Source organism: Achromobacter sp. FW305-C-28, assembly GCF_058783235.1.
This window is the reverse complement of sequence record NZ_JBYSYL010000012.1, coordinates 59,676-72,707: the sequence shown is the minus strand read 5'-3', so window position 1 is coordinate 72,707 and position 13,032 is coordinate 59,676. Positions and strand designations below refer to the sequence as shown.

Genomic DNA, 13,032 nt, shown 5'->3' with positions numbered 1-13,032 from the left:
CTGGGGCTTGTCCACACGAACGCCATGACCACACTGATCGACATCCAAGGGCTGAACGTGGCCTTTCCCGGCCACCAGGCCGTCAGCGGACTGGACCTGCAGATCCGCGCCGGCGAAACACTGGCGCTGGTGGGCGAGTCCGGCTGCGGCAAGTCCACCACCGCGCTGGCGTTGCTGGGCCTGTTGCCGCGCCACGCCCGTGCCAGCGGCCGCATCCTGTTCGAAGGCCGCGACCTGCTGGCCCTGCCGGAACGTCAGCGGTGTGCGCTGCGCGGCGACCGCATCGCGATGATCTTCCAGGAACCCATGACCAGCCTGAACCCGGTGCTGACGCTGGGCGAACAGATCGGCGAGGCCCTGCGCCTGCATCGCGGCGCCACGGCCCGCGCCGCACGCCAGCGCGCCATTGAGTTGCTGGACCTGGTGCGGGTGCCGGAGCCGCAGCGCCGGGTCGACGATTATCCCCACCTGTTGTCGGGCGGCCAGCGTCAGCGCGCCATGATCGCCGCCGCCATCGCCTGCGAGCCTGCCCTGCTGGTGGCCGACGAGCCCACCACGGCGCTGGACGTCACCGTGCAGGCGCAGATCCTGCGGTTGCTGGACGACCTGCGCGCCGACCTGGGCATGGGCTTGCTGCTGATCACGCACGACTTGGCCGTGGTGGGCGACTGGGCAGACCGCGTCGCCGTGATGGTGGCCGGCGAGAAGGTCGAGGAAGGCCTGGCGTCGGCGTTGCTGTCGCAACCGCGCCATCCGTACACCCGTGGCCTGCTGGGCGCCTCGCTGCGGCTGGACGACGCCACCCACTACCGCCTGCGCCGCCTGCCGGAAATCCGCACGCGGCTGGATCCGGCATCCGGGCGGCCCGTCTTCGGGCTGGTCACCCCGCCCCGCGTCGCCGCCGCCAACGACCCCGCCGTGCCCGATGCCGTGCCGCTGTTGCAGGTGCGCGACCTGCGGGTGGACTACGCGACCCGCCAGGGCGCCAAGGCCGCCGTGGACGGCGTGTCGTTCCAGATCGAGCGGGGCGAGACGCTGGGCCTGGTGGGCGAATCCGGTTGCGGCAAATCGACGCTTTCTCGCACCCTGGTGCGCCTGCTGGCCCCCGCCGGCGGCCACATCCTGCTGCGTGGCCAGGACACCACCCACCTTGGCAAACGCGACCTGGCCGCCTACCGCCAGAGCGTGCAGATGATCTTCCAGGACCCCTACGCCTCGCTCAACCCGCGCCATACGGTGGCCGACATCCTGGAAGCCGCGCTGCGCATCCACCACGTCACCGACCGCCATGAGCGCCGCCGCCGCATCACCCACATGCTAGATGCCGTGGGCCTGCCGCAGGCCGCGCTGGCCCGCTACCCCAGCGAATTCTCGGGCGGCCAGCGCCAGCGCATCGGCATCGCCCGCGCGCTGGTGCTGCGGCCGGCGCTGGTGATCTGCGACGAACCCGTGTCGGCGCTGGACGTGTCGGTGCAGGCGCAGATCCTGAACCTGCTGGTGGACCTGAAGGCAGAATTCGGCCTGTCGTACCTGTTCATCTCGCACGACCTGTCGGTGGTGCACTACCTGGCCGACCGGGTGCTGGTCATGAATGCGGGCCGGATCGTCGAAGAAGGGCCCAACGCCACCCTCTGGCGCGACGCCCGGCATCCGTACACGCGCAGCCTGATCGAGGCGCTGCCGCGCGGGCTGGCCGGAGACGGCGAGACGCTGCGCCGCATCGCATAGCGGGCGCCCCCCTCCTCCCAACGCACTACTGGATTGCGGCCAGACGCAGGCCTATACTGAATTCACCCGTTGCTGGACCTTCCTTTTCTCAAAGGAGACGCAACATGTACAGGCATCTGCTCATCGCCGTGGACGGCTCTCTCACGTCCGAATCGGCCTTCAAGCAAGCACTCGTTTTCGCCAAGGAAATGGGGGCCTCGATCACGATCCTGCGTGCCATTCCGGAAGACCACCTGCTGGTCTACCAGGCCGAAATGCTGGGCGCGCACCAGGCCCCGCCCACCGACCAGGCCCGCAAGAACGCCGCCGCGTATCTCGATGGCCTGGAAATGGAGGCGCGCCACGCCCTGGTGCCCTGCAGCACCGCGGTCGCCGTCAACGACCATCCCCACGAAGCCATCGTCGAAGCGTCGCTGCAGCATCATTGCGACCTGATCGTGATGGGTTCGCACGGGCGCCACGGCATGACGGGCTTCCTGTTGGGCAGCGAAACCCAACGGGTGCTGGCGCGCACGAAGCTGCCGGTACTGGTGTTCCGGCAAGACCGTCCGAAGGCCGCGTGAAGGATTGAAGGCTCAGGGGGTGGCGGCCGCCACCGCCGCATGCTGGAACGTGAAGCTGTCGGCATACACATGGTCCAGGCTGGCGCCGCGCGCGGCCAGCAGCGTCGTGGCTTCGCTGACCATGGCCGGGGCGCCGCACAGGTAGATGGCGTGTTCCGACAGGTCGGCATGGTCTTGCAGCACCGCCTGCTGGACATGGCCGCGGCGGCCCTGCCAGTCCGCCCCCGCGCGCGACAGTACGGGCACGAAGTTGAACTCGTACAGGCGCCCCGCCCAGCTTTCGATCTCGTTGCGCAAGTACAGGTCGGCTTCGGTGCGCATGCCCCAGTACAGACTCACCGGCGGGCAATCGTCGTTGTCCAGCAGCGATTCCAGGATGGCCTTGATCGGGGCGATGCCCGTGCCCGTCGCCAGCATGATCATCGGCCGCCAGTCTTCCTCGTGGTAGCTGAAGACGCCCAGCGGCGCCTCGATCTCCAGCGGCGCGCCGGCCTGCGCCTGGCCCAGCCAGTGGTCGGTATAGCGGCCGCCGGGAATGCGGCGCACATGAAAATCGACCAGATTGCCGGCCGGGGCCGACGCCATAGAGAAACTGCGGGTTTCGCCGTCCGGCAGCAGCACATTCATGTACTGGCCCGGCGCGTAGTCCAGCGGTGTATCCGGCGGCAGCGCCAGCGTCAGGTGTATCACGTCGTCGCACAGCCGCGCGATGCGATGCACCTGGGCGGGCAGGCGCCGCGGCTCGGCAAACGCGCGCCGGTCGGGCACGCTCAGGCTCAGGTCGCTTTGGGGCCGCGCCTGGCAGGCCAGCGCGTAGCCCTGGGCCGCTTCTTCCGGCGTCAGCGCCATGGGGAACTCGTCGTAGGTCACCGTCCCCGCCTCCAGCTTCACGCGGCAGGTGCCGCAGCCGCCGAAGGTGCATTCGTGCGGCAGCTTCACCGCGGCGCGGGTGGCGGCATCCAGCACGGATTCGCCTTCCTCCACCAGAAAGGTCTGCTCGGTTTCCAGGATATGCACGCGGTATGCCATGAGGTCACCAGCCGGCTGTCGGTTATTTCTTGATGTCCGCCTGCACCAGCACTTTCAGGCCGTGCGGCTCCAGCAGTTCGGCCAGCGCCGTCAACGCGGCCAGGCCGGCCTGGGTGTCCTGCTCGCCGTTGCCGCCGCTCAGGCCCACCCCGCCGATCACCTCGTCGTTGACCACGATGGGAAAGCCGCCCACGAAGGCGGCGAACTTGCCCTCGAAGCTCCATTGGATGCCGAAGGCCTCGTTGCCCGGCAACGCGGGGCCGTTGGGCGGCGTGGTGAACAGGTGGGTCGAGCGCTTGTGGCCCGCGGCGGTAAAGGCCTTGTTCCAGGCGATCTGCGGGCCGGTGATGCGGGCGCCGTTCATGCGCTCCAGCGCTATCGGGTAGCCGCCGTCGTCGACGATGCATACCGATTCCAGCACGCCGATCTGCTCCGATCGGGCGATGGCCGCGCGCACCATGGCGCGCGCTTCTTCCAGTTCCAGGCGATAGATCTGCTTCATGTCAGGGATTCCCAGGTTGGCCGTCAGCCGGCGCGGTAGACGGTCTTGATCTGCGTGTAGAACTCCAGCCCGACGCGGCCCGACTCGCGGAACGTCGACGTACTGGAACTTTTCAGGCCGCCGAACGGCGCATTGATGAGGTTGCCGGTGGTAGTGCGGTTGATTTTCACCGTGCCGGCCTGGATGTCGCGGGCGAAGCGATGCGCATAGCGCGCATCGGTCGTGGCGATGGCGGCCGACAGGCCGTATTCCGTATCGTTGGCGCAGGCGATGGCCTCGTCATAGCCGTCCACCGCAATCAGGGCCAGCACCGGGCCGAAGATTTCCTCGCGGGCGATCCGCATCTGCTGTGTCACATCGGTAAACAGGGCCGGCGTGACGTAATAGCCGCGATCAAAGCCCTCGCCGGTCAGACGATCGCCGCCCAGCAGATGGGTGGCTTCCTGCTTACCCACCGACACGTAGCTCAGCACGGTATCCAGCTGCTTCTGCGTGGCCAGCGGGCCCAGGTCGAAATTGCCATCCAGGCCATTGCCGATGGTCAGCGCCTTCATCCTTGCCAGCAGCTTGTCGGTAAAGGCCGGCAACACCTTTCGATCGACCAGCAGCCGGCTGGTGCCGGTGCAGGCCTGGCCCGACAGCGAAAAGCCGCCTTTCACGGCCAGATCCACCGCGCGGTCCAGGTCGGCATCGGCCAGCACGATCAGCGGGTTCTTGCCGCCCAGTTCCATCTGCGTGCGCGTGGTCAGGCCCGCGCCGCGGTGGATCTGCTCGCCCGCGGCGGTCGACCCGGTGAACGAAATCGCACGCACGGCGGGCGCCGTGGTGATGGACGCCCCCACTTTGGACGCCGGCCCGATAACCAGGTTCAGCACGCCGGCAGGCAGCCCGGCCTGCACGAAGGCTTCGGCCAGCCGGTAGCCCGACAGCGGCGCGTCCGACGACGGCTTGAAGACCACTGTATTGCCGCTGATCAGTGCCGGGGCGATCTTGCGCGCCGGAATCGATATCGGGAAGTTCCACGGCGAAATCACCGTCACCACGCCCAGCGGCTCGCGCTGGCTGTAGACCACCATGTCGGGATCGTCGTTGACGAAGGTCTCGCCGGTGAACGACTGCCCTTCCACCGCGTAGAAGCGGATGGTCTGGGCCGACCGCAGCACTTCGTCGCGCGCCAGCGCCAGGCCCTTGCCCTCTTCGCGGGTCAGTTCCCGCGCCACGCTGTCGGCGTGGTCTTCCAGGTATTGGGCGGCGCGAAACAGGATGGCTGCGCGCTTGGAGATCGGCGTGTCGCGCCACGCGGCAAACGCTGCCTGCGCGGCGGCCACCGCCCGGGCGCCGTCGGTCGCGTCCGACAGCGGAAACCGCCCCACCACGTCCGTCGTGTCGGCGGGATTGAGGTTGGGGGCCGTGGCGCCCGAGGCGCAAGGCGCCCACTCGCCGCCAATATGGTTCTGGAATTCCTGCTGCGAGAGATCGTCCACGGGGGGCCTTCCTTTGCCGGGCTGGCCTGATTGCCCGGAAATGGGCCGTCTGAGGTAATTTCTGAACATTGTATACTTTAATCCAAGCTATTCGATCCGCGTAAACCCGAAGACGGCCGCCCCCGGGTAGCCGTTAACGCTCACTGCCAGATCAGGACGGCGCAGATGGTGGACACGAACAGCGCCAACAGCACCGGTACAAGCAGCGCCCGCACCAGCGACAGCACGTGAACCCGTGCAAAGCCGGCCACGGCAATCAATGAAGACCAGGCGATCAGCGTGCCGCCGCCCGTCCAGACCGCGCCCATCTGGCCCACCGCGGCCAGCGTGGCTGCGTCCACCCCCACCACCGGGCCCAACGCGCCCGATAGCGTGCCGGTCAGCGGCAGGCCGGCGAAACCCGAGCCGTCGATGCCGGTGATCATGCCCACCAGCAGCACGCCGAAGGCGACCAAGAAGTGGTTTTCGGGAATCAGGTGCTGGCCCGCCGAGATCACTTCGAACAGCAGGCCCGGCGCCTGCGCCTGGGGCATGCCCAGGATCTGCGCCGCGGTCTCATTGGCGCCCACGAAGAAGAAGCCGGCAATCGGCAACACCGAGCCCATGGCCTTGAAGGCGAACACAAAGCCATCGGTGACGTGCTCGGGGCACACGTCCAGCATCTTGCGCGGGCCTTCGGCGGCCAGCGTCACGAACATCATCACGACGAAGGCCACGCCGCCCACCAGCGCCGCCGCGTCGCCGCCGCGCAGGGCCGGCAGGCCGGAAACCAGCCGCGGCACGACCATTACGGCGATCACGCCCAGGAACGCCAGCGGCGTCACCACCGCGAACACGCGCGACCAGCGAACACGGCGTCGTTCGGCCTCGTCCAGCCCGGGGCCACGCGGCAGCGTGGGGTTGGCGCCCATGGTGCCGCGAGCCAGCTCAGCCTTGTCGAACGAGCCCGAGTGCTCGATCTCGGCCAGGCTGCCGTCCTGCGCCCGCGCCTGCCAGGCCGGCAACAGCGCCGGGTCGGCCGCCACGATGTGCTTGCGGATCAGCAGGTAGGCGGCCGTCAGCGCCACCGCGCCGGTGATCAACGACAGCACCAGCGCGCGGTCTGCCACGACCGCCGCGCTGACCGCCGCGCCCGCCGCCTTGGCGCTGATGCCCGGCGCCACGCCGATGACGTAGTCCGACGACAGCGCCATGCCCTGCCCGGCAATGGCGATCGCCATCGCACCCGCCAGGGGCGGCAGGCCCGCCGCAATGGCCGCGGGCAGCAGGATCGCCGACACCAGCGGCACCGCCGGCGTAGGCCAGAAGAACAGCGAAATCACATAGGTACAGAGCGCCAGGATGATGAACGACGAATGCCCGCCCCGCATCACCCGCCGGAACGGCTGCACCATGCGCACATCCGCCTGCAGCGTCTTGAGCGCATTGAGCAGCGCCGTCATGAAGGTGATGACCAGAAAGATGTTGAAAAGCTCTTTGGCCGCTACGAAGCTGGCGGAAAAAATGCCGATCAGCCCGCTGATCGGGTTGCCCGTGATGGCCAGCACCACCAGGAAAGTGCCGATCACCGACGGCACCACCACATTGGCCCGCAGGATCATCGTCAGGATGATGGCGGCCACACTGGCCAGATACACCCAGTGAGCGGCGTTGAGCACGACGTCCGATTGCATGCGTGATTCCCCTTGTCGACGTGGCTGTTAAGTCGCCACGTCGGTATACTATATTTAGTTTGAAGGCATACCCATCGAAATATGCAGTGCCTAGGGAAACCGATAATTCTGAAATTTTCTTGAATATCCCAGGGAAATCAGGGTACTAACTGGTGCATCGTGCCCGGTCATGGTGCATAGGAAGAAATCTCTTGGACTACCGTATACATAAAGGCGCAATGGCATGACCGCTTTCATTCCCGATGCCTGGCACTACACGGCCATGGCGGTCGTGGTGTTCGGCGCCGCGCTGGCCCAGGGGGTGGGCGGCATCGGCTTCGCCATGTTCGCCGCGCCGGTCGCCGCACTGTGCTTCCCCCAGCTGGCGCCCGGCCCATTGCTGACATTGGGCGGCTTCATTTCCTTGCTGACCGCCCTGCGCGAGCGCGCCGCGATCGACTGGCCCGCGGTGGGCTACGCCCTGACGGGCCGGGCCGCGGGCACGCTGATCGCCATCTATGCCATGGCCCGCTTTTCGGCCCAGGCGCTGGGCCTGTTGTTCGCGGTGATGATCCTGGCTGCTGTCGCGCTCAGCCTGGCCGGCCTGCGCTTTGCCGCCACGCCAGGCCGCGTGTCCGGCGCCGGCGTAGCCTCGGGCATCATGGGCACCATGACCTCGGTAGGCGCCCCGCCGATCGCCATCGTGCTGCAGCACGCCGAGCCCGCGCGGCTACGCGCCACGCTGGGCATGGTCTTGTTCCTGGGTTCCATCTTCTCGCTGGCCATGCTGGCGCTGGCCAATCGCTATACCGGTTACCACGCCGGGCTGGCCCTCAGCCTGGCGCCCTTCCTGCTGGCCGGCTTTGCCGTTTCCAGCCGCCTGCGCAGGCTGCTGCCCCCGCGCGCCGTGCGCGGCGTGCTGCTGGGCGCCTGCGCCCTGGGCGCGGTGGGCGTCATCGCCAAGGCCCTGTGGACGGGTTGACGCCGCCGACCCGCATCACCGCCACACCGCCCGCGGATACAACCCGGTAATACAATGAAGACTGTATCCATTCCACCCACCCCGCTCGCCATGACCACCATGCCCGTCAGCCCGCAAGCCGTAGACACGCAGCCTTCTGCCCCGCTGAAGATCGGCGAGCAGCATCCGCAGTTGTTCGCGGTCATCCGCGACAAGCTGCGCGAGCGCATTCTCAGCGGCGAATTCACGCCGGGCGACCGCCTGGTCGAAGGCCGCCTGTCCGAAGAAATGGGGGTGTCGCGCATCCCGGTGCGCGAAGCGCTGCGGGCGCTGGCCGCCGAAGGCCTGGTCACCATCGAGCCGCGCCGCGGAGCGTCGGTGTCGGTGCTATCCGACGCGGTGGCCTACGACATGGTCGAAGTGCGCGCCACGCTCGAAGGCCTGAACGCCAAGCTGGCGGCGCAGCGCCGCGACGACAAAACCGTGGAACGCTTGCAGGCCTTCCTGCGCGAGGGCACCGAGGCCGCGCGCAGCGAACAGCTGGACAAGTTCCTGGCGCTGAATTCGCAGTTTCACGAAATGCTGGCCACCATCGGCGGCAACGTGGTGCTGACCGACCTGATGAGATCCTTGCGCGACCGCACCGCGCTGCTGTTCGCGCCCAGCAACATGCACCGGGCCAAGCAGAACTGGGACGAACACTCGCAGATCCTGAACGCCGTCATCGCCGGCAACGGCGACCTGGCCGCCCTGCTGGCCAGCCAGCACGTGCACAACGCCGCCAAGGCCTACACCGAAACGCGCCAGGCGCACTCGTCGGCCGCCTGAGCGGCCGGCGCGTCATTCCGCGTTCACGAGTCCGCCTGCGCGGCGGGTTCCGCGGCAGCAGACGCGCTGGCCGCGGCCTGCACCACGCCCTTGCCGTTCTGCACCACCCACGACACGGCCACGTCGCCCAGCACGAAGGTCTGGCACGCCATGCGGTAGCCGGCCTCGAAATCCTCGGGCCGCAGATGCTTGCGTTCCTTGGGCTTGATGGCGTCGGTGTTTTCCAGCCCCTGTTCGATGCGGCATTTGCAGGTGCCGCACAGGCCCCCGCCGCACTTGAACGGAATGCCGCCGCGCTCCTTGAGCGACACGCGCAGCAAATTGCTGTTTTCGGGTGCGGTGACGACCTTGCCGCCGTTCGAAAGAAAAGTGATGGTGACCATGCTGCTCAATGCTCCGCGGCGACGGGGTGGGCGCGTCGCGTCAAAGTGGTGTCGCTGCTGCCGAATCGCGTCAGGTGATCCAGCTCGCGGCGGGCGGCCTCGATCGAGGCGAAGTGATCCAGGAATTTGGACGGCACGCGGTTCACGACATACGGCGGCGTCTCTTCGGTGACGATCAGCCGGGTCGGCCCGGCCAGCCGTGCAATGCTGAACACCGCGCGCGTTCGGCCGCCGCAGGTGTAGTCATAGGTTTCGATGATCTCGGCGCCCTCGCCCGCTTCGGTGCGGAACACGCCGGGCTTGGTCGTCAGGATCACATAGGGCGCATCGCCTGGATTCATGCGGGCTTCCTGGTGGGGGTCGGTCGGGTCTGGGGCCACGGCGACAGGCGCTAGCCTTCCGTGTCCTGCGCCAGTTCGACGTCGTGGCCGATCCACAATTGGCAGACCAGCCGATAGCCGTCGTCGACACGATCGCCCAGCTGCTTTTTTTCTTTCCAGTTCACGGGCGGCAGGTGCTCGGCCCCGGACAGGACGCGGCAGGCGCATTTGGCGCACTTGCCCATGCCGCACTCGTAGCGCAGGTGCGGAAAGGGAAACTGCCGGATGCCGGCGCGCACGACCAGGTTTGTGTTGTCCTGCACCACGCCGGTGTAGGTCTGGCCGCCTTTGTGGAATACAACGGTGGGCATGGGTCGGGATATCCGTGTCAGCGGCCGCGGCAGCGCCCGCGCGGGTTGCGCAGGCGGCGCCACGGCCAGGGGCTCAGGCGGCCAGGCCCAGCTCGGGCAGCGCCACTTCCTGCTGCACGTAGTCGGTGTAGAGCGCCGTCGTGTACAGCAACCGCATCTGCGCGCCGATCTCGCAGATCTTCAGGCAGCGCTGTTGCAGGTCCACCGTGTTGGCGTGTTCCAGCACGATCTGGTAGCCGCGTTCGCCGTGGATTTCATCGGACACGATGTGCAGGTCGAAGAACTCGACCTCTTCGTCGGTAAAGCCGTATTTCTCGCGCAGGGTCGGCGTCTGCTTGCGGTAGATGGACGGCACCTGCGATTCCAGGCCCACCACCAGGCCGGCCACGGCCACGATGGGGTCTTCGCGCATGGCCACGGCGTAGCACCAACTTTGCAGCGCCCGCGTGGTGGGCGACATGTTGTCGGGGTTGGTCACGCGTTCGCGGGTGGTGCCGCAGGCTTCGGCAAAGCGGATCAGCAGGTCGGTGTGGCGGTCGCCGCCGATTTCCTCTTCGTACATGTTCGCCAGGAGGAAATCCTTGGCTTCCGTGTAGGTGTCCGGCGTGCGGGCATAAAGGTAGCCCAGGTAGTCGGCGAAGGGGCCGACATAGTGGTAGTGGTTTTCCGCCCAGCGCTGCAGATGCTGGCGGCTGAGCTTGCCTTCAGCCCAGGCAATGGAAAAGGGCGAAGCGTTGGCGCTCTTGCCCTTGATCGCGTTTTCCAACGCGCTACGAAATTCATCTCGGTTCATCAATTCTGCCATGACGCGCTCCAGGTCCTATGGGGGGAGAGGGGGGCCGGCCGGATGCTGCCCTTGGCCGATGATGAACATTGTATACCGTCTACCGTTTTAGTCGCCTAGGGTATTCCCGTCCGTTTTGGTCATATAAAGGGACCGACCCTCTGTTATCAAGGACTTGCAGCGCCGAGTCGGGTTTGATCAAAGCGTGCGCAGTGCGGTACAATGAATACACTTTCAATGCAATACGGAAATACCATGACGAACCGCCATCCCCTGGGAGACGCCCCGATTGGCCAGCAACTGCTGGCCCACTACGCCCGCCGCGACGCCGTACGCCACGCCACGCCCCTGCTGCCCAAGTCCTGGTCGGAATGCTTCGCGCCGCTGCGCAACGCACGGCTGCAGCCGCTGGCCGCATCCACGGGCCAGAAAAACAAAGGGCGCAATGACGCGCCGGTGGGGCAGGCGGGCTGAACCGCCTGACAGGCCGCGCCTGATGCGTGTGGTGAAACGCTTGGCGCAAAGCGCCTGGGATGAAGCGCGACAGCCGGCCCGTCCTGCACGAAGCAGGCAGGCCAGGCTGCCCCCCCTCAGGCGTGCGGTGCCGCTTGTCGCTGCCAGCGCCGCTTGATCCCGGCCAACATCAGCACCAGGAAGAACCCCAGTGTGTAAGCCAGCATGTCCCACCAGTCGGGCACGCTGCCCAGCACGATGCGCAGCACCGGCTGCTCGATCCGCCAGCCCAGGTAGCGGGCCAGGTACTGGCCGAACTCCACCGCATAGCCGGTCAGCAGCGCCGCCACCGCCAGCGGCAGCACGCCCGCGCGGATGAAGCTGCGATACACCAGGTACGCCCAGCCCACGGCCACCACATCCCCCACGAAACCGCGCAACAGCGGGTAGGGCTTGCCCAGGGTGGCGATCAGCGCTTCCAGCAGGGTTACGGCCAGCAGGGCGACAAAGGCGGATCGGTTGAAGGTCAGTAGTCTCATCATGTGGCCAGGGGCGGTTGCCTGCGCGGGCGGCGGGCAGGCCGGCGCTTGCTGGGGCATATCGTGCGAAAAACTCGGTTATTGGAACGGCGAACGTGACAATTCTGGTGCTGTTCACCCCGTTGTCAGCCCGTCAGGCGTAGCCTGATCCGACCGCGCCGCGAGGGGCAGGGTACTAGAAAACAACGAGGAGACAAGCATGAGCACATTCGATCCGGATGGGCGCCGGCGCTTCCTGCGTCAAGCCTGTACCGTGGGCGCCGCCGGCACGCTGGCCGGCCACGCCCTGACCAGCCTGGCCGCCCCGGCCACCGTCACGCTGCCGTTCGCCAACGGCGAGCGCGACCTGATCGCCTACCCCCAGAAGCGCCCCCTGATCCGCCAGACCTCGCGGCCGCCGCAACTGGAAACGCCGTTCGCGGTGTTCAACGACGGCGTCATCACGCCCAACGACGCGTTCTTCGTGCGCTACCACCTGGGCAACATCCCCACCGCCATCGACCCGGCCACCTACCGCCTGCGCGTCAGCGGCAAGGTCGGCACGCCGCTGGAACTGTCGCTGGCCGACTTGAAGCAGCAATTCGGCGCGCCGGTCGAACTGGTGGCCGTCACCCAGTGCTCCGGCAACAGCCGCGGCTTTTTCGAGCCTCGCGTGGGCGGCGGCCAGCTGGGCAACGGCGCCATGGGCAACGCCCGCTGGCTGGGCATTCCGCTCAAGCGCATCCTGGAAAAGGCCGGCATCCAGGCCGGCGCCCGCCAGGTCACTTTCGAAGGGCTGGACCGCCCCGTCTTGCCCGGCACGCCCGAATTCGTCAAGGCGCTGGACGCGGCTCACGCGCTGGACGGCGAGGTCATGCTGGCCTACGCCATGAACGGCGCCGACCTGCCCATGCTCAACGGCTTTCCGGTGCGCCTGGTGGTGCCGGGCTACTACGGCACCTACTGGGTCAAGCACCTGGCCGACATCAAGGTGCTGGACGCCGAATTCGACGGCTTCTGGATGCAGAAGGCCTACCGCATCCCGGACAACGACTGCGCCTGCACCCCCGCGGGCAAGGCGCCGGAGAAAACCCGCCCCATCGGCCGCTACAACGTGCGCAGCTTCATCACCAGCCTGGCCGACGGCGCCCGTGTGGCGCGCGGCCGGCCGGTACCGGTGCGCGGCATCGCCTTCGACGGCGGCCATGGCATCCGCGAGGTGCAGTTTTCGGCCGACGGCGGCAAGACCTGGCACGCCGCCAGACTGGGCCAGGACCTGGGGCGCTATTCCTTCCGCGAGTGGCACGCCGAGTTCACGCCCGACAAAGCCGGCGCCTATGCCCTGAAAGTGCGCGCCACCAACATGGCTGGAGAAACCCAGCCGCTGGACCCACTCTGGAACCCGTCCGGCTACATGCGCAATGGGGTCGAAACCGTGCACGTCGACGCCGCGTAA

General features: G+C 67.3%; 15 protein-coding genes. 6 read left to right on the top strand and 9 right to left on the bottom strand.

Annotation, left to right across the window (positions count from 1 at the left end):
- Window positions 1-1,728, top strand: coding sequence for an ABC transporter ATP-binding protein (locus AC3WMR_RS24885; protein ID WP_492265981.1), 1,728 nt, complete (start codon window positions 1-3; stop codon window positions 1,726-1,728).
- A gap of 104 nt (window positions 1,729-1,832) precedes the next feature.
- Window positions 1,833-2,291 carry a universal stress protein gene (locus AC3WMR_RS24880; protein WP_492265922.1) on the top strand — a complete coding sequence of 153 codons (459 nt, stop codon included), beginning with the start codon at window positions 1,833-1,835 and terminating at the stop codon, window positions 2,289-2,291.
- Between the two features lie 12 nt (window positions 2,292-2,303).
- On the opposite strand, the gene AC3WMR_RS24875 is transcribed toward AC3WMR_RS24880, so the two are convergent.
- From AC3WMR_RS24875 to AC3WMR_RS24860, 4 genes are all read right to left on the bottom strand, one after another.
- Window positions 2,304-3,320, bottom strand: a complete 1,017-nt coding sequence (locus AC3WMR_RS24875; protein ID WP_492265923.1) for a 2Fe-2S iron-sulfur cluster-binding protein — start codon at window positions 3,318-3,320, stop codon at window positions 2,304-2,306.
- A 22-nt stretch (window positions 3,321-3,342) separates the two neighbouring features.
- Window positions 3,343-3,822, bottom strand: a complete 480-nt coding sequence (locus AC3WMR_RS24870) for a GlcG/HbpS family heme-binding protein (protein ID WP_025139828.1) — start codon at window positions 3,820-3,822, stop codon at window positions 3,343-3,345.
- Between the two features lie 23 nt (window positions 3,823-3,845).
- Window positions 3,846-5,306, bottom strand: a complete 1,461-nt coding sequence (locus tag AC3WMR_RS24865; protein ID WP_492265924.1) for an aldehyde dehydrogenase family protein — start codon at window positions 5,304-5,306, stop codon at window positions 3,846-3,848.
- Window positions 5,307-5,446: 140 nt separating this feature from the next.
- Entirely contained in the window at window positions 5,447-6,979 is a 1,533-nt protein-coding gene (locus AC3WMR_RS24860) for a hypothetical protein (RefSeq protein WP_492265925.1), read from the bottom strand.
- 223 nt (window positions 6,980-7,202) lie between these two features.
- Between AC3WMR_RS24860 and AC3WMR_RS24855 the strand changes: the two genes are divergently transcribed.
- Window positions 7,203-7,940, top strand: a complete 738-nt coding sequence (locus AC3WMR_RS24855) for a sulfite exporter TauE/SafE family protein (RefSeq protein WP_492265926.1) — start codon at window positions 7,203-7,205, stop codon at window positions 7,938-7,940.
- A gap of 90 nt (window positions 7,941-8,030) precedes the next feature.
- Complete coding sequence (locus AC3WMR_RS24850; RefSeq protein WP_175193339.1) at window positions 8,031-8,747, top strand: GntR family transcriptional regulator; 717 nt, start codon at window positions 8,031-8,033, stop codon at window positions 8,745-8,747.
- Between the two features lie 23 nt (window positions 8,748-8,770).
- Here the strand turns inward: AC3WMR_RS24850 and AC3WMR_RS24845 are convergent, their stop codons facing one another.
- From AC3WMR_RS24845 to AC3WMR_RS24830, 4 genes are all read right to left on the bottom strand, one after another.
- Window positions 8,771-9,139: a 2Fe-2S iron-sulfur cluster-binding protein gene (locus AC3WMR_RS24845; RefSeq protein ID WP_492265927.1), complete on the bottom strand. Its 369-nt coding sequence runs from the start codon at window positions 9,137-9,139 to the stop codon at window positions 8,771-8,773.
- Window positions 9,136-9,471 (bottom strand): ferredoxin, encoded by a 336-nt coding sequence (locus AC3WMR_RS24840; protein ID WP_492265928.1) that lies wholly within the window; start codon window positions 9,469-9,471, stop codon window positions 9,136-9,138. The genes AC3WMR_RS24845 and AC3WMR_RS24840 overlap by 4 nt, the downstream gene beginning before the upstream one ends.
- A 50-nt stretch (window positions 9,472-9,521) precedes the next feature.
- Window positions 9,522-9,821: a 2Fe-2S iron-sulfur cluster-binding protein gene (locus AC3WMR_RS24835; protein WP_025139835.1), complete on the bottom strand. Its 300-nt coding sequence runs from the start codon at window positions 9,819-9,821 to the stop codon at window positions 9,522-9,524.
- Between the two features lie 73 nt (window positions 9,822-9,894).
- On the bottom strand, window positions 9,895-10,626 hold the full coding sequence (locus tag AC3WMR_RS24830) for an iron-containing redox enzyme family protein (protein WP_025139836.1): 732 nt from the start codon (window positions 10,624-10,626) through the stop codon (window positions 9,895-9,897).
- A gap of 234 nt (window positions 10,627-10,860) precedes the next feature.
- Between AC3WMR_RS24830 and AC3WMR_RS24825 the strand changes: the two genes are divergently transcribed.
- Window positions 10,861-11,079 (top strand): hypothetical protein, encoded by a 219-nt coding sequence (locus tag AC3WMR_RS24825; RefSeq protein ID WP_492265929.1) that lies wholly within the window; start codon window positions 10,861-10,863, stop codon window positions 11,077-11,079.
- 116 nt (window positions 11,080-11,195) lie between these two features.
- Here AC3WMR_RS24825 and AC3WMR_RS24820 read toward each other — a convergent pair whose 3' ends face one another.
- Window positions 11,196-11,600, bottom strand: coding sequence for a ribosomal maturation YjgA family protein (locus AC3WMR_RS24820; RefSeq protein WP_492265930.1), 405 nt, complete (start codon window positions 11,598-11,600; stop codon window positions 11,196-11,198).
- Window positions 11,601-11,796: 196 nt separating this feature from the next.
- Between AC3WMR_RS24820 and sorA the strand changes: the two genes are divergently transcribed.
- Complete coding sequence (gene sorA, locus AC3WMR_RS24815) at window positions 11,797-13,032, top strand: SorA family sulfite dehydrogenase catalytic subunit (RefSeq protein WP_492265931.1); 1,236 nt, start codon at window positions 11,797-11,799, stop codon at window positions 13,030-13,032.